Here is a 24,854-nt window from a genome sequence, read left to right as displayed (position 1 = left end):
TTTTATTGAGTTAGTTCTTTGATTATTTTATCGAATTGTTGCGCTTTTTGTTGATGCCAAGATTGGAGAATTTTTTGTTTCTGATTTTCGTAATTACGAGGTTGAACTTGCTCTAACATATCAATGATGTCTAAGGCTCTTTTCAATCCGAAGACGGTGTTTTGGAAGTGGGGGAAGTCATGGGTGGCGGCTGCTTCATAAAGCGGAAACTCGTTAATTCCTGTCGATTCTAACTTATAGTATTGCTCGATTTCCATAAACTCTTTAAAGATGTTTTCCGCAAGTTTTCTTTGCGTTGGCTGTTGAATTATGGCTTCATAGGTAAAGTTAAGAGCGTTCAGAAAGGTCGCAACGGCGGTAAACGGGTCGCAATACGGAAGTAAACTTTCTAAGCGGTAAGGAAGATAGTAAATATTAATCTGTTTCAGGATTAGTTCTGCGGTTCGGATTTTTAAGGGTAAAATTGCACGGTTTTCGGACAGATAAGACAAGGTTTGTTCAGGGTATAAGGTCTGATGATATTCTTCTAGGAAGGTGAAGGCGATATCTTCAGTTTCATCTCTTGCTTTTTTGTGATGATTCTCCCAGAATTTTTGTAATAATTGGCGCGATCGAGCGATAAATTTCTCCTGAAAAGATTGATAACTCATGTTTTTAATAAGCACTGAAAAGAGTGAAAACCTAATTTGGTGGGAAATTGCTGGCACTTAACCACCAGCAGTTATTTTTAGTATAAGAAAGTCTAATCGTTATTTTATTGACGATTAGAAAAGACAATTGACCAGTGACCAGTGACCAGTGACCAGTGAACAGTGAACAGTGAACAGTGACCAGTGAACAGTGACCAGTGAACAGTGAACAAATAACCAATAACCAATAACCAATAACCAATATTGGGTTTCGTTACCTTCACCCAACCTACATTTATGAAAACAGATTTCAAGTTGAATTAAACATCATCCCCAACCCCCACACCGAGAGAAGCCAGAAAAGAGCGAATTTTTTTTTCAGGGGTGGCGCTCGATCGAGTTTCCTGATAAAGTATTTCTAAATAATGGGAAGTGTTGCCAATTTTAAAACGCGCCTCTCAAAGCAAGGAAATTCGTTTGTCACATCCCCCCTCCCCGTATTGACAAGCCTCGATCGAGTATCAGAATTTAAGGAAATCCTGAAGACTTACCATAAGTGAAAACAGTGGGCAAAATCTAGAAAATATGGTATGCAAATGAATCCTCATGTTGAATAAAGCATCATTCCCATTCCACAATACCTTTTTCGCCAACACCAAATAACAAATAACAAATAACAAATAACCAATCAAGAGAAGCCATGAAAAGAGCGAATTTTTTTTTCAGGGGTTGCGCTCGATCGAGTTTCCTGATAAAGTGTTCCTAGATAATGGGAAGTGTTGCCAATTTTAAAACACGCCTCTCAAAGCAAGGAAATTCGTTTGTCACATCCCCCCTCCCCGTATTGACAAGCCTCGATCGAGTATAAGGATTTAAGGAAATCCTGAAGACTTACCATAAGTGAAAACAGTGGGCAAAATCTAGAAAATATGGTATGCAAATGAATCCTCATGTTGAATAAAGCATCATTCCCATTCCACAATACCTTTTTCGCCAACACCAAATAACAAATAACAAATAACAAATAACCAATCAAGAGAAGCCATGAAAAGAGCGAATTTTTTTTTCAGGGGTTGCGCTCGATCGAGTTTCCTGATAAGGTATTTCTATATAATGGGAAGTGTTGCCAATTTTAAAACACGCCTCTCAAAGCAAGGAAATTCGTTTGCCACATCCCCCCTCCCCGTATTGACAAGCCTCGATCGAGTATAAGGATTTAAGGAAATCCTGAAGACTTACCATAAGTGAAAACAGTGGGCAAAATCTAGAAAATATGGTATGCAAATGAATCCTTATGTTGAATAAAGCATCATTCCCATTCCACAATACCTTTTTCGCCAACACCAAATAACAAATAACAAATAACAAATAACCAATCAAGAGAAGCCAGAAAAGAGCGAATTTTTTTTTCAGGGGTGGCGCTCGATCGAGTTTCCTGATAGAGTGTTCCTAGATAATGGGAAGTGTTGCCAATTTTAAAACACGCCTCTCAAAGCAAGGAAATTCGTTTGCCACATCCCCCCTCCCCGTATTGACAAGCCTCGATCGAGTATAAGGATTTAAGGAAATCCTGAAGACTTACCATAAGTGAAAACAGTGGGCAAAATCTAGAAAATATGGTATGCAAATGAATCCTCATGTTGAATAAAGCATCATTCCCATTCCACAATACCTTTTTCGCCAACACCAAATAACAAATACCAAATAACAAATAACCAATCAAGAGAAGCCAGAAAAGAGCGAATTTTTTTTTTCAGGGGTGGCGCTCGATCGAGTTTCCTGATAAAGTATTTCTAGATAATGGGAAGTATTGCCAATTTTAAAACACGCCTCTCAAAGCAAGGAAATTCGTTTGCCATATCCCTCCTCCCCGTATTGACAAGCCTCGATCGAGTATAGAAATTTAAAAGATGATCGAACAGTAACTATAAGCAAAAGTTAGTGGGTGAAATTGGGAAAATATGGTATGAAAAGGGAGCGATTTTTCTTCCCCATCTCCCCCATCTTCCCTTTTGCCTCTTGCCTCTTGCCTTTTGCCTAAGGCAACTTGCCTCTTGCCTCTTGCCTCTTGCCTCTTGCCTTACTACACCGAAAACATGAACTTTTTCAGCAAACCGTAATTAAATGATTTTATTGCGGATGGTTGCGGAAACCCATTCACTAATTAAAACCATGGCGAAAATAACAATAAAAATTACACTGGCTTGAGACCATTTTAAGGCACTAATTGAAGCATCCAGACTAATGCCAATGCCACCAGCACCCACTAAGCCAATAACAGTGGATTCTCGAATGTTGATATCCCAGCGAAAGACTGATGTTCCCACAAATGCGGGTAAAACTTGCGGTAAGATGCCATAGGTTAAAACTTGTTGTGAACTCGCACCAGTAGCGGTAATGGCTTCTACGGGTTCAATGTCAATTTCTTCGATCGCCTCGTAAAATAATTTACCCACAAACCCGATCGAACGTAAACCAATCGCAATCACACCAGCTAAAACCCCAGGGCCAATAATTGCCACCAATAACAGTCCCCAAATCAAAGAATTCACCGATCGAGAGGTGACAATCACCAATAGCGCGATTGATCGCACAATCGGATGGGGGGTGGTATTTCTCGCCGCCAGAAACGACACAAAAAAGGCAATACTCACGCCAATGATTGTTCCCAAAGTGGCAATATTAATCGTATCCCACAAAGGCTTCCATAACTCATTCAGATAAGACCATCGCGGGGGAAACATTCGAGAAATCATATCCCCTGCTTGTTGCGGTGCGTCGAGGACAAAAACCCAAATTGTCGCGTCAGAAATCACTTTCCAACAGAGAAACACCACAACTATCCCCACAAACCCCACAAACCATCGGATTAAATTGGCTATGCGATCGCGCTTTTGCCAAACCTTAACCCCATTCAATTCCTTAACTGGCATTATTGCAACCTCTTCCGAATCCAACTCGACGCAATTTCTGTCGCCATCACCAGCACAATAATCACAATTAAAATCGCGGCGGAGGTGCTGTAATCGTAGCGACTAAATGATGTTTGTAACGTATCCCCAATACCACCAGCGCCGACAACCCCCACCACTGATGATTCCCGTAGATTAATATCAAAGCGGTACGCACTTAATCCCACCAAACGGGGCGTGACTTGAGGAATCACCCCATAAATAATCACCTGCGCCCAATTTGCCCCTGTGGCGCGAATTGCCTCCACTTGCGCGCGATCGATCTCTTCAATATCTTCGGCGAGTAATTTCGCTAAAAAACCAATGGTAGTAAAACTTAAAGTTAACACTCCTGCAAGGGGACCAAACCCCACCATCACCACAAATAAAATGGCAATAATCACCTCTTGAAAGGTGCGAGAAAGGGTAACTAAGGCGCGACAAACCAAATACAAAGGGAGAGGGGATAAATTTCGCGCCGCCCCTAATCCCACAGGAATAGAAAGGATCACCCCCACCACCGTTGCAATCACCGTCATGGTTAAACTTTCTAGAATCCCTCGCACAATATCTTGTCCCCGTGAAATAAAATCAGGCTGTAAAAATCCTGAAAATAATCTCCCAATGCGACTTAAACCTTGTGCCAGTCGTTCAACATCAATGGAGAGGGTATTAATCGCTAAAACCAGATAAACAATTGTTCCCAATAACAGTCCCCACCGTAAGAAACCATTGGCAATCAATGGGGGAGGAGACCAATAACGCGCTTTCATGCTTCCACCTCTTGCGGTGTTGTCCAGTCTTCCTCGCCGTAAATATCTGTAAGTGTGTTGGCATCCAAACCGTTGGGAGAACCATCATAAACAATGCTTCCCTGATTTAAACCCACAATTCTCTGAGCAAACCGTTGCGCCAGTTGTACATCATGGATGTTCAGAATTACCCCTAATCCTCGTTCTTGTGCTAATTCTGTGATCAATCGCATAATTTGTCGGGCAGTTTTGGGGTCTAAACTAGCGGTGGGTTCATCCACAAGCAGTAAATCGGGATTTTGTAAAAGAGCGCGGGCAATTCCTACACGCTGCCGTTGTCCACCAGAAAGCGCATCAGCACGTTGATCAGGGAATTGAGATAATCCTACTCGATCGAGCAACCGAAACGCCTCCTCGATCGTTGCTTGGGGAAATCGCCGTAACCAACTTTGCCAAAACCCCACATAACCCAATTGACCAGAGAGGACATTCTCCATCACCGTCAACCGTTCCACGAGAGCATATTCTTGGAAAATCATTCCCATTTTCCGTCGCACCCGTCGTAAGGAATTTTTAGACAACCCTGTCACCTCTTGGTTATCCAACCAAACTTTCCCCGATGTCGGTTCAACCAAACGATTGATACAGCGAATGAGTGTGCTTTTTCCCGCCCCAGAAGGGCCAATAAGAGCCAGCACTTGTCCTTGAGGTAGAATCAGGTCAATATCTTTAATTGCTGGCTCATCGTTGCCATATTGCTTGTTTAAGCTCTGCAATTGCAAGAGAGTTTTGTTTGCTTCCATTGTGAGATCAATTTACGGGTTGGTATAGCTCACACCGAGAGCATTATCAATTTTGCGGATCACTTCCCATTCTTTTTGGTAAGTAATGGGGATGAATTGATCTTCACCAGACTTGCTAAACTCTTCTTTCAGTTGGCTTCCTTCCCACTCAAAGGTTCGGAATGCTTCTTTAATTTTCGCTGCCAATTGCGGTTCGAGATTATAAATGTATCCGTAAGCAGTGGTGGGAAAAGTGTCGGATTTATAGATGGTGCGAAGTTCATTCCCCTCCACAACTCCTCGCGCTTTCATCCGAGAGAGAACAGAGTTGGCGATCGAAGCAGCAGTATAATCGTTGTTATAAACCCCTAAAATCGAGTTCTCGTGAGAACCGGAAAAAGTGGAGGAATAGTCTTGGTCTTTTTCCATGTTGAATTCCGATTTTAGTAGTGCCGAAGGGGCTTTAAATCCAGAATTGGAAGTGGGAGAGGTAAAGGCGATTTGTTTGCCTTTTAATTCTTCGACGCTTTGAATCGGACTATCAGCAGGAACAATAATTTCCATTTCATAACCGAAACTTCCATCATTCGCCGCCATCATGGTAAAGGGAACAAACCCAGCAAAATTGACCGCAAAGGGAACACTACCCGTGTTAAAGCCAGCCACATGGAGACGACCTGCCCGCATTGCTTCTAATTGTGCCGCGTTCGAGTCAACAGCGAAAAATTGCACTCGTTTTCCAGTCACCTGACGCATATGATCTAAAAAGCCCGCCCAAACATCTCGATACACGGCGGGGTCTTCTACAGGAGTGTAAGCGAAAACTAATGTTCTCGGATCAATGGGATTGTCGGGAGTATCTGCGACTAAGTCTCCGTTTCGATCGCAGAATCGTTCTGACATTTTTTCAGGGCGAGGGCAGTCCGATTGTCCAAGGGATGCTTTTTGCCAGCTTCCGAGGGCGATCGTGCTCAAGCCTGCCGCTACAGAATACCATAAAAACTTACGTCGAGTTGGTTTAGTCATTTTTTATTAACAAAATTTTGAACTTCTTTCAAAAGGGTAGGGGAGTTTAGATAAAATGAATTTAAGAAAATACTAAGTAAAGGTTAAATTATTAAAGCAATCAAGATTACTTTCTTTTTTATAATGAAAGTAGAAATCTAGAATTAATAATTAGGAAAGGTAAACGGATTATGTTATTAGGAAGAGTTGGCGCGATCGCCGCGAATGGGTTTCGCGAAGTGATCCGCGATCGCATCTTATATTTTATTGGTTTTTTTGCCCTATTAATGGTAATTGCATTGCGATTATTGCCCCAAATTTCTGTCGGTGCTGATGAGAAAATTCTGCTGGATTTGAGTTTAGGTGGAATCGGTTTACTTGGCGCAGTTGTTGCTATTTTTGTGGGAACTGGTTTAATTAATAAAGAGATTGAAAAACGCACGGTTTTAGTGTTAATTCCCAAACCCATTACCCGCGCTGAATTAATGATTGGTAAGCATTTAGGATTATCTGCGGTGTTAATCGTATTAGTGACAGTGATGGGGATAATTGGCTTCGGATTATTAAGTTTAAATGGGATTGATTATCCCGTCGGTTCGATCGCCTTATCTTTAATTTATTTAATCATTGAACTGTCTCTTTTAGTCGCTGTCGCGCTCTTATTTGGCGTATTTACCAGTTCCATTCTTGCAACTTTACTCTCTTTTGGTGTTTATTTAGTCGGACATTTTAGTCGTGATTTACTAGAGTTAGGAAATCTCAGCGATAATCCCAATGTTAAAGCACTTACCGAAACCCTTTATCTGATTTTGCCTGATTTATCTCGTCTCAATTTTCGTAACGAAGCGGTTTATGCTTTACTCCCTGATACCACACAATTACTCAGTAATGCTGTGTATGGCATCATCTACACCATTTTACTTTTAACCATTGCAACGTTAATTTTTTCTCGCCGTCAATTTTAAAGCACTTTATCTCTAATCCCATTTCGTTATATTGGGGATTAACTCTGGCGCATCTAGTGATTACTAATTATGGTTATGGATAAACTGACTCAACTGCAAACTTTATTTGCAGAAATGGAACAAGCATTAATCGCTTATTCTGGCGGAATTGATAGCACTTTGGTGGCAAAAGTCGCTTATGATGTTTTAGGAGAAAAAGCATTAGCTGTCACGGCGGTTTCTCCCTCTCTCCTCCCCGAAGAATTAGACGACGCACAAACTCAAGCGGAAACCATTGGCATTCGCCATGAGTTGGTAGAAACCCAGGAAATGGATAATCCTAACTATACGTCTAATCCTGTCAATCGGTGTTATTTTTGTAAAAGTGAACTCCACGACACCTTAAAACCCCTTGCGATCGCCAGAGGGTATCCTTATGTGATGGATGGAGTCAATGCGGATGATTTACAAGATTATCGTCCTGGAATTCAAGCCGCAAAAGAAAGAGGCGCTCGATCGCCCTTAGCTGAGGTAGGAATTAGCAAAGCAGACGTGAGAGAAATTACTAAACAACTCGGATTATCCTGGTGGGATAAACCCTCACAACCCTGTTTAAGCTCTCGTTTTCCCTACGGTGAAGAGATTACAGTGGCGAAATTACAACGAGTGGGAAGAGCAGAAATTTATTTACGTCAACAAGGCTGGAAAAAATTGAGAGTTCGATCGGCGGGGGATACCGCGCGAATTGAACTCCCTCCCGACAAGATTAAGGATTTTGTCATCGCTACGGATTTAGCGCAGTTAACGGCGAAATTTCAAGGATTAGGATTTATGTTTGTCACCCTCGATCTTGAAGGCTATCAAAGCGGTAAACTCAACCGCGTGTTGGAGAAAGCGGAAACCAGATGACGACTTACCGACCAACATCGCGGCGCAACTACAGAACCGATCGAAGTTTTATACAGCATCCTCGAAAACTGTCGGGTTGATTTCATAGCCGATGCGATTTGCCACACGCACCGCATCCACAGGAGAAATCGCCCCATCCAAGTCTAAATCTAAACGAGTTAAATCCAGACCTTCGCTGGTTTCTGTCGTTTCATCAGTGATGGTTTGACCAATATTGTTAAAGAGAATCGTTGCGTCGGTTGGGGTAACTTCTCCATCAGTATTGAGTTCATCGTCTCCCCCTTGAATCAAACCATCAACTTGATTATTTGCTATATCCCAAGGAAAATAAGCAATATCATCGACATCAACACCTTTCGTTCCTGTTACACCATTATTGCTAAACGCCTCCTCATTTTCATTGCTAAACAGATTATCGACAATCCGAACCCCTAGATAATCAATATTATTAGAAGTAAAAGCGGTTTCTTCCTCTCCAAAAACAGAGGGGTCATCTGCTAACGCTTCCTCTAACAGAATGTCCAATGGCAAGGAAATATTTTCTGTTGCTTCTGTGCTTTCTCCTGCAAGCAACTCATCCAACGCTAAGGTTTTGAGAACTGTCGGTGTTTCAGTAGCTAATTCATCAGGATTATCAGCTTGATAATAGAGGACTTCTAACTGGAAACCAGAGGCACTTCCCTCCCCTTGATTTTCCACTGTCACGTTGACCTCAGTTTCTCCGCCTAAAACATGATCAGTAACCGCGTCAAACCCAGTTACCACCAAATCAGCATTAGCTTCTGGCTGTTCCCCTGTAATCGTGAGAGTATTTTCTCCATAAATTGTGCCACTGTTCAAGTTACCATCTACCCCGAATAAGGTATTAATCGCCGTCGGATCATCACCAGTATTGGTGCGAATGGTTAATTCACCAGCACTTTTAGCTGTCGCTTGTAACACAGCAAACTCTTGAGTTTCGGTGACGGGAGTGAGGTCAAAATTAGTCCCTCCTAAGTCATTGACTATTCCCTCTCCGTCATTAATTGCATCCTCGATATTAATCACTGGTGAACGGAAAGGATCAGTTAAATCTGCCGTTTCGACATCGATCAGAAGTGTATCGTACAGCACATCAGCAAAGGCACTAAACACCCCTAATTTATTTCCTAACTCTCCTCCATTTAAGCGCAAATCACGGGCAGAAAGAACAATTTCAAACTCTTGTCCTACCTCCACATTATCTAAGACATTTCCATCTGTGTCTCGGAAATTGACATTAATTTCCATAGCATCGATCGCCCCCTGTATAGCGGTCACGTCTTCTTCAATCACAGCATTGTTAGGACTTGCCAAATTAAAATTCGGGGCAAAAGCACTAGGAACTTCATTATTATCTGACACCGCTGCTGCGAGATCAATTTCTCCAAAGTTGGTTTGATTCCGTTGATCTGCTAAAGCGCCAATGATATTAACTGTGGAACTATTCTCATCGGCAGCCCGACTCGCCAAAATCGCAGTATTGCCACCACCCACTGCTTTGAGATGTAAACTAAAAATCCCATTATCATTAGGCAGACTATCTGGGGACAACACCAACGCCGTTCCTCCCACCTCATTCACTAAACCTTGAGGATTATCCACAGTTCCTTTACGGAAGACGTTATACTCCGCATTACGAACAACGCCATCAAGTCGCCCATCCTCTCCGTCAACGTCACTGTTATCTTCTACCACTTGTAGAACTGCAGGATCAAAAAGGAGATCAGCATACCCAGCGACCACTGCATCAGTCGGATTATTATCACTCAATTGATCGAAGAAACGAACATTAACTAGAAACTCATCTCCGATTTGTAGCCCGTTATCCAATTGCGCTTCTAAACCTGGTACTGGCAAAACTTCCAAATCAACCTGTACGCTTGCCCCTTCTGGTGGTCGGTTTACCGTTACTTTTACCGTTCCTTCATCAAAACCGCCACTTTCATTGGCGATCGTGTAAGTGAACTCATCCACACCCCCAAAATCTGGATCGGGAGTGTAAACAATGCGAGATTGATCATCAAGGGTAACTGTTCCTCCTTTTTCGGTTGTCTCTGGGAAGTCAGTAATTTCTAAAAATCCTTGATCATCATTTGCCGTGTCATTATTAAGAACATCAATGGTAATGGTGTTATTGGAGTTTGTAAAGCCAGTATTATCATTCGCAGTGGGACGAATTTCCTGAACTGGTGCTTCTGCCGCCGGAATTGGCGTTTCTACGGTAAAACTAATTTCATATTCCCCTGTTGTTCCTCCACTGGCATCTTCTCCTGTAATCGGTTTGTAGTTACGATTCGCAAATGCACTCAGCCCAACGGTATAAGTATCATTTGTGGGGGCTGTGAAACTTAATTGAGGATCAGTAAAGTCGCCAGAATCATCATCTACAGTAATTTCTTCTCCTGCGCTATTGAAAATTCGGAGAAAACCGTCTAATTCCGAACCCAGAATCGCCGCATCCACATCAATGGTCAGGGTTTCCTCGGCTTCTAATACAACTTGATAAAGATCAACATCGCCACCATTGCTAAAGTTATCCCCAATAAAACCATCACTGCTAAATTGATTATTCGTGAGTTCCACGTTAATAGCGGTGTCTGTGGTGTCATTGGTGGGGGCTTCTTCGGGAACAGCTTCTGTCACCGTCAGTTGTAACTCATAATCTCCCGTGCTACCACCAACAGCACCACTTTCAGCCTGATTAGGATTATAACTTTCGTTTCCGAACCCACTGACTCCCACATAGTATTTACCAGCAACAATGGGAGTAAAAGTCAGGAAGGAATCTCTCACCGTTCCTTCCCCAGTTTGGGAAGCGAATGAGGGCGCATCATCGTTGATAGCCACCTCATTTCCATCTTCATCAAAAATACGAAGCAAAGAATCAAATTCAGAGTCAAGGTTAGTGGTGTTAATGGCGGCACGTAATCGGGAAGTAGAATCAAGTTCTACTTGGTATAAATCCACATCTAAACCAACTTCTGATAAGTCGGGATTATCACCAATTGAACGAGTGGCGGTGAGAGAATCTGACTCAACAATGGTAGCTTTTTCGAGGGTATCGTCCACTTCCCCAGGACCTGGTTCAGTGACCTCTTGTTCCATTTCTGGGGTAACATTCAGGGTATAGCTTCCTGTGTCAGCAAAGGGATTGTTACCGCTTCCTGCCGTATTGGGATCGTAGTTTCTGTTACCAAATCCACTGACTCCGATGTAGTAAGTTCCTGCTGTGGGGGCTTCAAATTCGATGAAGGATTCTTGGTCGCCCAAGTCATCGTTAAAGGCGATTTCTGCACCATTGCTATCAAATACTCGCAGTAGGGCATCCACAGAAGCACGAGTAATCGAGAAGGAGACGGTTTGGGCTTCGGCTAGTTCCACTTGGTATAAATCCACATCTAACCCAGGAACGGTGATAAAATCAGGATTATCTCCAATTTCTCCTGTTTGCGCGATCGCGGCTTCCCCTAATTCCAGACTGGTTGCGTTGTCTAACGTATCATTAACAGGAGACTCTGCATTTTCCTGTACTGGTTGCGGTTGTTGGTTTTGAGTAACTGTTAACTGATAGGTTCCTGTAACACCACCGCCAAGACCACTTTCAGCAAAGAAGGGACTGTATCGGTCATTAGCTGCATTACTAATTCCAATGTAAAAGTTTCCACTGTTTGGGGCTGTAAATGTCAGGGAAGGATCATCAGAAGATGATTCTCCTGCCACTGCGCGATCGTCGTTAAAGCCTAATTCCCGACCACTGGTGTTAAATACCCGAATAATTGTATCTAGAGGGACTTCCGCATTCGTATCAACATCAATTTGAATACTCTCTCCAGAATTCAGACCCACTTGATACAGATCAGTATCGAGTCTGGGATTATCGAGTGCTGTATTATCCCCAATGAAACCAGAAGTAGCAAATTCCCCAGCATCGGCTAGAGATGCACCGATGTTCGTTGCTTGCGAAATGATGTCATTCGGTTCTTGTTCCGACCCTGCTTTGGTGAGGGTAAAACGTTCACTTCCGGTAAACCCACGACTATCACTTGCTTCCAGAATCAGGTCACTGCTACCGACTCCCGATGAGAGAATCAAGGTTAATTCCCCAGTTTCTGGATTAAAATTAGTTTCTACCAAGCTGGGGTTAGTGTTTGCTACCCGATAGGTGAGAGCAGCGTCTTCTTCTTCTTTGTCTTCAAAGACATCAAACAGATTAATCGCACCGGGGGTGTCGCCTTGTTCGAGAGTAATATCATCTACTGGATTTTCTACTGCGGGCGTAGCATTGCTGCGATCGACCAGTAAGATATTGGTATTGCCTTCTTCATCCGTTTGCACTTCAAAGCGATCCGTGTCTGTAAACTGACCTTCTAAATCAATTGTTGTATCAATGACTTGATCATTATCAGCATCAATGGTTAAACGCACTGAATTCTCAAAGTCTTCTCGGGACAGGCTGGATTGGGTAAAGTTGGTATTCTGAAAACGGATTTGATCCCCAATTTCAAAATCAAAAATTTGATCGCCATCAAGTTGACCCAATGTCCCTAAAAAGATGTCGTTACCAGCGCCGCCGCGAAGATCATTACTTCCCGGACCGCCAACTAAAACATCATCACCGCCGAAACCAAAGAGAGCATCATCACCAAATAATCCCTCTAATCTGTCTCCATTAGCGGTTCCTTCGATATTATTGCCATTATCATCCCCAGTAAAGGTTAATCCGTCTGTTAGGTCAATAGTTGTGTCATCAGCTTCAAACACTAAGGTTTCTACTTGGGGTAAAGGCTCATTGGTAAGATTCGAGTATTGATTATAAATATTAATCTGACCCAGTGGAATAGTTTCTCCCCCCGTTAAGGTTTCCACAAAAATCTTTAAACTGCTACCATCACGGAAAAATCGCGTTTCTGCGGGATTCACATCTGCTAACAGTCGAATGGTATCGTTCCCTGCTTCCAACGCGCCATCACGACCAATTTCATCAAAGCCGAAACCACCAGCATCACCAACGGCGAACTCAAAGGTATCATCTCCCTCACCGCCAAAGAGGTCATCATCTCCTTCTGCACCAATCAGGGTATCGTTGCCTTCCCCCCCTCTCAGGGTGTCGCTGCCTTCTGCGCCTTCTAGGCGGTCATTTCCTCCTAAACCCGAAAGAGTATCAGAACCAGCTAACCCACTTAAGGTGTCATCAGAGGGGCTTCCTGACATACTTTCGCCCTCTTCGGTTCCTGTAAAGTTGAGTCCTGCTGTCAGGTCAATGGTCGTTTCTGCGTTTTCTAACACCAGGTTTTCCACTTGAGGCAATGGTTCTTCTGTCAGGGAGGAATACTGATTTTCAATTCTTATTTGTCCGAACTCTCCCACCAAGATATTTAACTGATTACTATTCTCCTGTCGGAAGAAACGAAGATCGTTTTCACTAATCTCCCCTTGAATGATAATTTCATCGGTTCCCGGTTCTAAACTGCCAGAACGAGCAATTTCATCAAAGCCAAATTCCCCAGCACTGACATCAAAGACAAATGTGTCATCTCCTGCACCGCCAAAGAGGTCATCATCTCCTAGACCACCAAAGAGGGTGTCATTACCTTCACCCCCTCTCAGGGTGTCGCTTCCTTCTGCGCCTTCTAGGCGATCGTTTCCTCCTAAACCCGAAAGAGTATCAGAACCAGCTAATCCGCTTAAGGTGTCATCAGAGGGACTTCCTGACATACTGTTGCCATCTTCGGTTCCCGTAAAGTTGAGTCCTGCTGTTAGGTCAATGGTGGTTTCTGCGTTCTCCAAAACCAAGTTTTCCACTTGAGGGAATGGCTCTCCTGTCAGTGACGAATACTGATTTTCGATTTCAATTTGTCCGAACTCTCCCACAAAGATATTTAACTGATTGCTATTCTCCCCTCGGAAGAAACGAAGATCGGCTTCACTAATGTCTCCTTGAATCCGAATTTCATCGGTTCCAGGTTCTAAACTGCCAGAACGAGCAATTTCATCAAAGCCAAATCCCCCAGCACTGACATCAAAGACAAAGGTGTCATCTCCTGCACCGCCAAAGAGGTCATCATCTCCTAGACCGCCAATGAGGGTGTCATTACCTTCACCCCCTCTCAGGGTGTCGCTTCCTTCTGCGCCTTCTAGGCGATCGTTTCCTCCTAAACCCGAAAGAGTATCAGAACCAGCTAACCCACTTAAGGTGTCATCAGAGGGGGTTCCTGACATACTGTCGCCCTCTTCAGTTCCTGTAAAGTTGAGTCCTGCTGTCAGGTCAATGGTCGTTTCTGCGTTTTCTAACACCAGGTTTTCGACTTGAGGCAATGGTTCTCCTGTCAGGGAGGAATACTGATTTTCGATTTCAATTTGTCCGAACTCTCCCACAAAGATATTTAACTGATTCCAATTTTCTCCTCGGAAGAAACGAAGATCGGCTTCACTAATCTCGCCTTGAATCCGAATTTCATCGGTTCTCGGTTCTAAACTGCCAGAACGAGCAATTTCATCAAAGCCAAATCCCCCAGCACTGACATCAAAGAGAAAGGTGTCATTGCCTTCACCGCCAAAGAGGTCATCATCTCCTTTACCCCCAATTAAGGTGTCATTGCCTTGACCGCCTCTTAAGGTATCATTACCTTCTCCAGCTTCTAAGCGATCGTTTCCTGCAAATCCTCTTAAGGTATCACTCCCAGCTAGCCCTTCTATCGAATCATTTCCCAATGTTCCAGGAATCTCCCCACTAGTGGCATTGCCTGTAATAGTCAATCCTTGTGTTAAATCAACTGTTGCATCAACATCGCTTGCAAACAAAAGAGTTTCTACTTGTGGCAACACCTCATTGGTTACAGGGGAGTATTGATTTTCAATAGTAATCCGGCCCAGTTCTATCACTGACCCTGAAACGACTGTTTCTACTATAATGAGTAAGTCATTATTGCTGCGAATTAGGTGAGTTTGTTCTGGGGTGATATCTTCTCGAAAACGAATTGTGTCTGAACCGGGTTCTAAAGCATTGTCATCAGCGATGACATTTGATCCAAAGCCAGTGTCTCCCACAGCAAATTCAAAGCGATCATCCCCTGCGCCGCCAAAGAGTCGATCATTTCCAGCGCCGCCCACAATAATATCATTTCCCCCTTCTCCAATCAGAGTATTATTACTTTCATCACCAGTAAGCGTCAGATTTTGTGGGGGGGCTGGTTGTTGACTTCGATTAAGCTGAATAATCGTGTTTCCAGCTTCATCAGTTCCCACTTGCAACTGATCATCATCTGCAAACTCACTTTCCAAATCAATGGTGGTATCAATAACTCCATCGTTGTCTGCATCAATAGTTAAGCGCACTGACTCTGAGAAGTTTTCTCGGGAGAGATTGTCTTGGGTAAAACTTGCCCCTTCAAATCGAATTTGATCGGCCTCTTCTAAGTCAAAAATCTGGCTTCCATCTAATTGACCTAGGGTTCCTGAAAAGATATCGCTACCTGATCCACCATAAAGATCATCATCTCCAGGACCGCCGATTAAAACATCATCACCAGCCAAACCAAAGAGTTCATCATTGCCCAATAACCCTTCCAATACGTCTCCATTAGCGGTTCCTTCGATACCATTACTATTATTATCCCCTGTAAAAGTTAACCCGCCTGTGAGATCAACGTTGGTGTCATCAGCTTCAAACACTAGGGTTTCAACTTGGGGTAAAGTTTGATCAGTAAAATTTGAGTATTGGTTCTCAATTTTGATCTGACCAAATATTACAGTTTCTCCAATAACCACACGTTCCACAAAAATCTTTAAACTGCTACCATCACGGAAAAATCGCGTTTCTGCGGGATTCACATCTGCTAACAGTCGAATGGTATCGTTGCCCGCTTCCAAAGCGCCATCACGACTAATTTCGTTAAACCCGAAACCGCCAAAATTACCAATGGCGAACTCAAAGGTATCATCTCCCTCACCGCCAAAGAGATCATCATCTCCTTCTGCACCAATCAGGATATCGTTGCCTTTACCCCCTCTCAGGGTGTCGCTGCCTTCTGCGCCTTCTAGGCGATCATTTCCTCCTAAACCCGAGAGAGTATCAGAACCAGCTAACCCACTTAAGGTGTCATCAGAGGGGCTTCCTGACATACTTTCGCCCTCTTCGGTTCCCGTAAAGTTGAGTCCTGCTGTCAGGTCAATGGTGGTTTCTGCGTTCTCCAAAACCAATTTTTCCACTTGAGGGAATGGCTCTCCTGTCAGTGACGAATACTGATTTTCGATTTCTATTTGTCCGAACTCTCCCACAAAGATATTTAACTGATTACTATTCTCCCCTCGGAAGAAACGAAGATCGGATTCACTAATCTCGCCTTGAATGAGAATTTCATCGGTTCCCGGTTCTAAACTGCCAGACCGAGCAATTTCATCCAAGCCAAATTCCCCAGCACTGACATCAAAGACAAATGTGTCATCTCCTTCACCGCCAAAAAGGTCATCATCTCCTTTACCCCCAATTAAGGTATCATTGCCTTTGCCTCCTCTCAGGGCGTCGCTTCCTTCTGAGCCTTCTAGGCGATCATTTCCTCCTAAACCCGAGAGAGTCTCAGAACCAGCTAACCCACTTAAGGTATCATCAGAGGGACTTCCTGACATATTGTTACGATTTTCATTCCCAACAAAGGTTAGTCCGCCGGTCAGGTCAATGGTCGTTTCTGCATTTTCTAACACCAAGTTTTCGACTTGAGGCAATGGTTCTTCTGTCAGGGAGGAATACTGATTTTCAATTCTTATTTGTCCGAACTCTCCCACAAAGATATTTAACTGATTGCTATTCTCCTCTCGGAAGAAACGAAGATCGGATTCACTAATTTCGCCTTGAATGAGAATTTCATCGGTTCCCGGTTCTAAACTGCCAGACCGAGCAATTTCATCAAAGCCAAATCCCCCAGCACTGACATCAAAGACAAAGGTGTCATCTCCTGCACCGCCAAAGAGGTCATCATCTCCTAGACCGCCAATGAGGGTGTCATTACCTTCACCCCCTCTCAGGGTGTCGCTTCCTTCTGCGCCTTCTAGGCGATCGTTTCCTCCTAAACCCGAGAGAGTATCAGAACCAGCTAACCCGCTTAAGGTGTCATCAGAGGGGGTTCCTGACATACTGTCGCCCTCTTCGGTTCCTGTAAAGTTGAGTCCTGCTGTCAGATCAATCGTTTTGCCAGCGTTTTCTAACACTAGGTTTTCCACTTGAGGCAATGGTTCTTCTGTCAGGGAGGAATACTGATTGTCAATGCTTATTTGTCCGAACTCTCCCACAAAGATATTTAACTGATTCCAATTTTCTCCTCGGAAGAAACGAAGATCGGCTTCACTAATCTCGCCTTGAATCCGAATTTCATCGGTTCCCGGTTCTAAACGGGCCCTGAAATCATCATCATCTACAATGCGATCAGTGCCAAATTCCCCAGCACTGACATCAAAGAGAAAGGTATCATTGCCCTTACCGCCAAAGAGGTCATCATCTCCTTTACCCCCAATTAAGGTGTCATTGCCTTCACCACCAAAGAGGTCATCATTGTTTTCTCCTCCTTCTAGGCGATCGCTGCCTGCAAATCCTCTTAAGGTATCATCCCCAGCTAATCCTTTTAAGGTGTCATCTCCTTGTGTGCCTAAGTATTCTATGCTATTAGCATTACCTGTAATGGTTAATCCCTGTGTTAAGTCAACTGCGCTCCCATCGCTTGCAAACACAAGGGTTTCTACTTGCGGTAACACTTCATTGGTTAGGGGCGAGTATTGATTGTTAATGGTGATTCGACCTAGTTCTACCACTGACCCTGAAACGATGTCTTCTACTTTAATCGTTAATCGATCGCTGTTTCTGGGGGAACGGATTAAGCGAGTTTGTTCTGGGGTGATATCTTCCAAAAAACGTATAGTGTCTGATCCTGGTTCGGTGAGATTAGAAGGAGCGATCACATCTAATCCAAACTGCCTAACTTCCCCAAATTGAAATGTATCATCTCCTGCACCGCCAGAAAGTTCATCATTGCCAGCCCCGCCAACAATGAGGTCGTCTTCTGGTGTTCCGTTTAGCCGATCGTTGTTTTCAGACCCGTTAATTGTTGCCATTTCAGTTGCTCTCCAAATGTAATTTGATTTTACTAAGAAATATTGATAATTAAATTCCTAACCGACAGCATCCTCAAAAACTGTCGGGTTGATTTCATAGCCGATGCGATTTGCCACACGCACCGCATCCACAGGAGAAATCGCCCCATCCAAGTCTAAATCTAAACGAGTTAAATCTAAACCATTGTTAGGGTCTTCCACAAGTGCTTCTTCATTATCAATTAAACGACCAATATTCCGAAAAACAGCATTACTATCAGCATTTGTCACTACACCATCGGCGATTAATTCATCTTCTTGATTCGGTTCAACTCCCTCTCTATTGTTACTTAAAATATCCCAGGGGAAAAAGGCAATATCATCAACATTGACTCCTTTTTCTGCTGCTTCTAAACCATTATTTCCAAAAGCGGCTTCACTTTCATTGGTGGAATCACTGTTAACAATTCGCACTCCGAGAAAATCAACATTATTTGAGGGAAAACCATTTGGCGGCACATCTTCACCAAAGACGGAGGGATCATCCGCTAAGGCTTCTGCGATTAGTTTCTCTAAAGGAAGAGTGATGGCTTCGGTTTCTGTGACTGGTGTGTCTGCTTCTAAAGCACTGAAAGCAAGGGTTTCCACTACGGTTGGTGTAGCTGTATTTAATTCCTCTAAATCATCGGCTTCGTAATACAACACTTCCACTTGAAACCCTGACGCATCTCCTTCTCCTTGATTTTCGATGGTGAGATTGATGTCTGTCTTTCCTTGTAAAACATGATCAGTTACTGCGTCAAATTCTGTAATCACTAAGTCAGCATTGCCGCTTGGGGTTTCATCACTGGTAATGGTGAGTTGATTTTCTCCATAGATTGTTCCGTCATTAACTGCTCGATCGATGCCAAATAGGGTATTTTGAGAAGTGAGACGATCGGGTGCTTCCGTTTCTATTTTTAAGTCTCCTGGTGCGGTTGCTGTGGCGCGTAAAACGGCAAACTCCTGAGTCTCATCAACGGGAGTCAAATCAACATTAGTTCCCCCTAATTCATCCACTAACCCTGATCCTTCTGCAATCCCATCATTGAGATCAAGCACTGGTGATTCAAATGTCCCCAAATTACTGGCTTCTTGAACATCAATCAATACTGTGTCATAAATAACATCAGCAAAGGCACTAAAAACGCCAAATTTCCCTTCTAATTCCTCATTATCGAGACGTAAATCACGAGCGGAGAGAACAATATCAAACTCTTCTCCCACTGTCACTTCTTCGATCGATTCTCCAGAATCATTTTGAAATAATACCTCTATTTCCATCGCAGCAATAGCCGTTTCTACCGCCGCCATTCCTTGCGCTGGTAAAGCAAGGGGTTGAGTCTCATTCGTCAAGGGAGGAAAAGCATTTAAACCTCCCTCACCTTCACCCACATTAATTTCAGCAAAATTGGTTTTATGGCGTTGATCTGCTAATTCACTCAAAATGGTCACTGTTGAGAGGGTAGCTTCACCCGCGCGACTGGCTAAAACGCCTGTATTTCCTCCCCCCACTGCTTGTAAATGAAGACTAAAAACACGATTCTCTTCAGGAAAACTTTCTTCCCCGAAAACCACTGCTCCCCCTCCTACTTCTTCCACTATACCGTCAAAGTTACGCACAGTTCCTGTGCGTCCCGTAATGTAGTCTGGATTACGAACAATGCCATCGACGACCCCATCTTCCCCATCAACTGTGTTGTCGTCTTCTACTACTTGTAAAACGTTCGGATCAAACAACAAATCAGCATAACCAGAAGTAACGGCATTGGAAGGATTATTTTCAGTGATTAAATCGAAAAACTCCACATCCAACAAAAACTCGTCTCCAATTTGTAACCCATTGTCTAATTGTTCTTCTTTACCCGACACTGGACGAATATTTAAACCCACTTCTACGGTTGGCTGTCCAGCCGGACGATTCACTGTCACTTCTACTGTACCTTGGGCGCTGCCACCGCTTTCATTACTTGCGGTGTAAGTAAAACGGTCAACTCCTGTAAAATCTGGGTTACGGGTATAAACTAAACGGGATTGACTGTCATCTAATTCGACTGTTCCTCCTTTTTCGGTGGTGGTGTCAAAGTCGGTAATTTCTAAAACACCATTGGCATCGTTAGCGAGATCATTTGCTAAAACGTCTATGGTCGCATCATTATCGGTATTGATGAATCCTGTATCGTTATTAACGGTGGGACGAATTTCTGTCTGTAATGCTTGGTTTTCAACAATTGCGGTGGTGCGTTCGATACGGATTGAGTATTCTCCTGTTGTGCCAGCGATTCGATCGGTTTCGGTGAGGGGATCGTAGTCGCGGTTGGCGAAGGCACTAAGTCCAATATAATAGGTGTCGTCTTCTGATGCGGTAAAACTCAATTCTGGATCAGAGAAGTTTCCAGAGTCGTCATCAGCGACGATTTCTTGTCCGTTACTGTCGAACAAGCGGAGAAATCCATCTAAGTCTGAGTTGAAAGTGGTTGCATCGGCGTTGATGGTAATCTGATCCGTTGCTTGGAGATTCACCTGATAAAGATCAACATCTCCTGTTGTGTTGGTGTTGTCACCGATGAATCCGTCACGACTAAAGAGGTTACTTTCTAAATCCACTTCGATCGAGTTTTCTAAAGTGTCATTGCTGGGAGTTTCTTCCGAAATCGCTTCGGTGAGACTAATTTCGATGTCATAGTCTCCTGTACTACCAGCAAAATTACCACTTCCAGCATTAAGGGGATTATAGGCTTCGTTTCCTAAACCACTGACTCCCACGTAATAAGTGCCGCTACTGGGAGGGATAAACTCAAGGAAAGCGTCGGTACGATCGCTGTTTTTATCGTCGTTAAAGGCAACAGAATCACCGTCACTGTTAAAGACATGGAGAAGGGAATTTAAATCTGAGTCGATGTTTCTCGTATCGATCGCGGCGGTGAGACGAGTTGTTTGATCTAACTCTACTCTAAATAAATCCACATCGAAACCAGCTGCGTCTAAATTAACGTTATTCCCGATCGCGTTACTCTGTTTAAAGCTACCTAAATCATTGGGATTCAAGTCTGTCACTGTCGCATTTTCAAAGGTATCATTTTCTTCTTCCGCACCAGCAACAATTTCAGCAGGAATGACTTCTGTCACGTTTAATTCATAACTCCCAGAACTGGCAAATGGTGCGCCACTCCCAGACTGAGTGGGGTCATAACTTTCATTCCCAAACCCACTGACTCCGATGATGTAATCTCCAGCTTGCGGTGCATTAAAGTTTAGAAACGCATCATTACTGTTTTCAATATCATCATTAAACCCGATCGCTTTTCCGTTAGCATCAAATAAACGTAAGACTGGATCAAGTGTGGATTGACGATTCAGTTCAATATTAATTTCTTGATTGCTATCTAAGGCAACTCTGTAGAGATCAACATCCAAACCAGGCACGGTGATAAAGTCTGATCGATCGCCGATCGTTCCTTCTACGCTTGTTCCCACTTCTAGCCCGATCGCACTTTCTAAGGTATCATTCGTGGGGTCTTCTGGTGTAATTGCTTCGGGTTGGGGTTGATTAATTGTAATCTCGTAAGCACCTTGTCCACCAGCCCTTTCTCCACTTTCTGATTGAAACCCTCGATAGTTCTTGTTAATCGCGCTACTCACCCCGACAAAATACCGACCACTCGCCGCCGCAGTAAACTCGACATAAGGATCAACGGAGGACACATTTTCTCCTGGTGCTTGACCACTGTTATTAAATACAAGTTCTTGTCCATTGTCCTTAAAAATGCGAACCGCCGTATCAAAAGGAGTTTCTTTCGTGTCGATGTCAATGGTTGCCGTTTCCCCTTGACTGAGCGTGAGTTGATACAAATCAACATCCAAGTTGCGGTTATCCAGGGTGCGGTTATCTCCAATAAAGCTGTTAGCAGTAAAGTCTTCTTGATCAATTGGAGTCGCTTGTCCGATTGTATCGTTGGGTTCACTTATTTTTGATGATTCTGGTGTCACACTGAGAGCGATACTATAGTCTCCTGTGCTGCCTCCTGCACGAGAAGCGGTATTGAGGGGACTATAATCGCGATTTTTAAGACTACTCACTCCCACATAATAAGTATCTGTGCCAGGAACATTCAGTTTAACCAGTGGATTATCGAAATCAAAAACAATTTCACTACCAACACTGTCAAAAACAGTAATATAACCGTCAAGGGAAGAACCTCCTGCATTTACATTGGCGCTAAGAATGTCTCCCGCATTCACTTGCATGGCGAATAAATCAACGTCTTTTTCTTGTAACCCTCCGTCACCAATGGCAAGATTATATGTCTTATTACCTGGAGTTTCTGAACTTAATTCTGTTTCGATCGCATTGTCTAAAGTATCGTTGGGTTCTAAATCGGATTCTTTTTCATCCTTGAGATTAACAGTAATCGTTGCTGTGTTTTCTCGTCCTCCATCACTAACAATGACATCAAAGGTAATGCTTTCTCGCGTTTCAAAATCCAATTCTCCACTGTCACCGACTCTGATTTCTCCAGTGTTTTCATCGACACGAAAACTGGGATTCCCATCGCCATCTAAATCCAAATCATCTTCGGTGCGAAATGTAATCTCGTCTTCTTCTGGGTCATTGGCGACAATCTTTCCGACGTACGTATCGAGAGGACTATTTTCCTTAATATCATCAAAACTTTGATCATCAATGCTAGGAGGCGATCCTTCTGGTTGGACTTCTACCGCACCTAAATCAATGGTTTCAATGACTCGATCGAATCCTTCTCCTCGTTGATCAAAGGTCAGGTTTTCTGGAATTGTACTGTTATCTCCTGCATCGATCGCAGGACTGTTTTCGAGCGGTAGATGAGTGAAAGTCGCGCCACCATTATCTTGTAAGGGGGATAAATTGAGGTCTTCTTCTTCGCTACCATCTTCGCTATCATCTTCGATCAAGTTGACTCCCTGAAGATTGACCACTCCTCGGTTATTAATATCACCACCCACACTCTTAGCAATGATGCTATTTGTGAGATTAAACTGACCATAATTGAACACCCCTCCTCCTCGGTTAAAGGCTAAATTCTTGAAAAAAGTGCTGTTATTAACTGTCAGTGTCCCTGAATTTTTTACCCCACCTGCATCACCTTCAGAGGTATTTCCTGAAATGGTGCTGTTTGTTATTCTTAAATTTGCTGAGTTATCTACTCCACCAACATTTCCTGATGCTTCGTTACCAGAAATCGTGCTATTTGTCAGATTAAACTCGCGATCGCCGCTACCATCATCATCAATTGCGCCGCCGAGATTTGCCGTATTCTCCGCGAGGGTGCTGCGATCGATGCTGAGATTACCATTACTGTTGAGGATACCACCGCCATCAGATGTAGCCGTATTACCCCTTAACTCACTATTACGCAAAACTAAATTTTCTCGATTGAGAATTGCTCCCCCATTTTCCGCAACGCCATCGATCAGAGTCAAGCCATCAATACTAACATCAATGTTGTTATTTTCATTGCCATCATCGAGGAGAAAAATCCGACTGTTTTTTGATGCGGTGATGGTGATTTCTTCTCCCTCTAAATTAAGGTCATCTGTAATTTCCAGTTGTCCACTTTCGAGGGAAATTGTTTCTCCTGTGAGACTAACATCGAATGTAATGCTATCTAGTCCAGAAGTATTATTCGCTTGATTAATCGCATCTCTTAATGAACCGTTACCCCTATCATCGGTGTTAGTAACTGTAAAACTTGCTTGTTCAATTTTTAATCTTTCGCCATTGACGGTAATTGTCGCTCGATCGTCTTCTTCTTGATAACGATCGATTTCCTGTGGCGTTAACTGATTTCCTAACACTTCTAGCGCAAAGATTGCTCCCTCATCACCGCGAGTGTCAGTGGTATTTATTGCCGTATCAATACTATGTCCTACCTCTTCTAAAAGGATTGTAATCGCTTTTTGGGGAGAGGATGAAATCAATTCCTGAGATAAATAAATCTGATTGATTGCCGCCGCATAAGCTCCCAAAGCTCCGTTTAAATCTAAACTTGGCAACACTTCAATTTCGATCGCACTTAAAAACTCCCCATTAAGGAGAGTCTCTTGTAAACCTGTTACTAAATCTTTTTCTAAGTTCTGCCCAAACACAGTTTCTAATCGAGAAATAAAGTGAGCATCTTGAGCAAATTCCGTTAAAATCTGACTGGTTTCGAGACGGATTTCTGCCAGTAACTGATCTTCAGGGGAGAGGAAAGGGAGAAGTGATTGATCTACCATTTTTCTAGGTTGATAGTAAGTCTAAAGTAGTCGGACACAAACGATAGGTACAGCTTAATTCAACTTGGATTGAAAGTCAATGAAACTCAGGCTATCTTCTCTTTTTTTCCTAATTTATTAATGATAAAAAAGTGATTTCTATCATCAAGTTATGACTTTCAACCGCCAACCTTCCACCATTGGGGAATGTGGTTTTTCAGAAAAAGATTCGATCGAAACGTCCTAATATCAAATCCGTTTGATTAATGGGAATAGCGAGCAAGATGCTCGCACTACTCATAAAATTGCTAACTGTAGTGGCTAGCTTCAAAATCATGGTTGATTTTTCGGATTTGATGTGACGTTAATAATGCCATTTTTGTCAATCTGGTATAAGTAAAAGTAATCAAATACAACTTAAATGATTAGGACTTTCTATCGGATCGCGCTCTTAACACTTCTTAACCGTTTTTTGAATTGCCAAAATATTGACGAGATTACGCCTTTT

The 24,854-nt window shown here is 43.1% G+C and carries 10 protein-coding genes; 2 read left to right on the top strand and 8 right to left on the bottom strand.

The genetic code is table 11. The features are described 5' to 3' along the window. Positions 1 to 2 precede the first annotated feature (2 nt). From DACSA_RS11085 to phnD, 6 genes are all read right to left on the bottom strand, one after another. Positions 3 to 650, bottom strand: coding sequence for a hypothetical protein (locus tag DACSA_RS11085; protein WP_015229840.1), 648 nt, complete (start codon positions 648 to 650; stop codon positions 3 to 5). Between the two features lie 104 nt (positions 651 to 754). Then, positions 755 to 913 carry a hypothetical protein gene (locus tag DACSA_RS19145; protein ID WP_156800766.1) on the bottom strand — a complete coding sequence of 53 codons (159 nt, stop codon included), beginning with the start codon at positions 911 to 913 and terminating at the stop codon, positions 755 to 757. Between the two features lie 1,836 nt (positions 914 to 2,749). After that, positions 2,750 to 3,562, bottom strand: coding sequence for a phosphonate ABC transporter, permease protein PhnE (gene phnE / locus DACSA_RS11080; RefSeq protein WP_015229839.1), 813 nt, complete (start codon positions 3,560 to 3,562; stop codon positions 2,750 to 2,752). Continuing rightward, on the bottom strand, positions 3,562 to 4,353 hold the full coding sequence (gene phnE, locus DACSA_RS11075; RefSeq protein ID WP_015229838.1) for a phosphonate ABC transporter, permease protein PhnE: 792 nt from the start codon (positions 4,351 to 4,353) through the stop codon (positions 3,562 to 3,564). Before phnE (DACSA_RS11075) ends, phnE (DACSA_RS11080) begins: the two co-directional genes overlap by 1 nt. Next, a complete protein-coding gene (gene phnC / locus DACSA_RS11070) occupies positions 4,350 to 5,135 on the bottom strand; it encodes a phosphonate ABC transporter ATP-binding protein (protein ID WP_015229837.1) in 786 nt (261 codons plus the stop codon). The genes phnE (DACSA_RS11075) and phnC overlap by 4 nt, the downstream gene beginning before the upstream one ends. 12 nt (positions 5,136 to 5,147) lie before the next feature. Further along, the gene (gene phnD, locus DACSA_RS11065; RefSeq protein WP_015229836.1) at positions 5,148 to 6,140 is read right to left on the bottom strand and encodes a phosphate/phosphite/phosphonate ABC transporter substrate-binding protein; all 993 of its coding nucleotides are present in this window, start codon (positions 6,138 to 6,140) and stop codon (positions 5,148 to 5,150) included. A 170-nt stretch (positions 6,141 to 6,310) separates the two neighbouring features. Between phnD and DACSA_RS11060 the strand changes: the two genes are divergently transcribed. Further along, a complete protein-coding gene (locus tag DACSA_RS11060) occupies positions 6,311 to 7,084 on the top strand; it encodes an ABC transporter permease (RefSeq protein ID WP_015229835.1) in 774 nt (257 codons plus the stop codon). A gap of 69 nt (positions 7,085 to 7,153) precedes the next feature. Then, the gene (larE, locus tag DACSA_RS11055; protein WP_041235453.1) at positions 7,154 to 7,972 is read left to right on the top strand and encodes an ATP-dependent sacrificial sulfur transferase LarE; all 819 of its coding nucleotides are present in this window, start codon (positions 7,154 to 7,156) and stop codon (positions 7,970 to 7,972) included. Between the two features lie 48 nt (positions 7,973 to 8,020). On the opposite strand, the gene DACSA_RS22140 is transcribed toward larE, so the two are convergent. After that, positions 8,021 to 18,094, bottom strand: a complete 10,074-nt coding sequence (locus tag DACSA_RS22140) for a pre-peptidase C-terminal domain-containing protein (protein ID WP_015229833.1) — start codon at positions 18,092 to 18,094, stop codon at positions 8,021 to 8,023. A gap of 57 nt (positions 18,095 to 18,151) precedes the next feature. Next, positions 18,152 to 24,367: a DVUA0089 family protein gene (locus tag DACSA_RS11045; RefSeq protein WP_015229832.1), complete on the bottom strand. Its 6,216-nt coding sequence runs from the start codon at positions 24,365 to 24,367 to the stop codon at positions 18,152 to 18,154. Positions 24,368 to 24,854: the final 487 nt, after the last annotated feature.

Source organism: Dactylococcopsis salina PCC 8305 (assembly GCF_000317615.1).
GTDB lineage: Bacteria > Cyanobacteriota > Cyanobacteriia > Cyanobacteriales > Rubidibacteraceae > Halothece > Halothece salina.
This window is presented reverse-complemented; position numbering and strand designations above follow the sequence as displayed.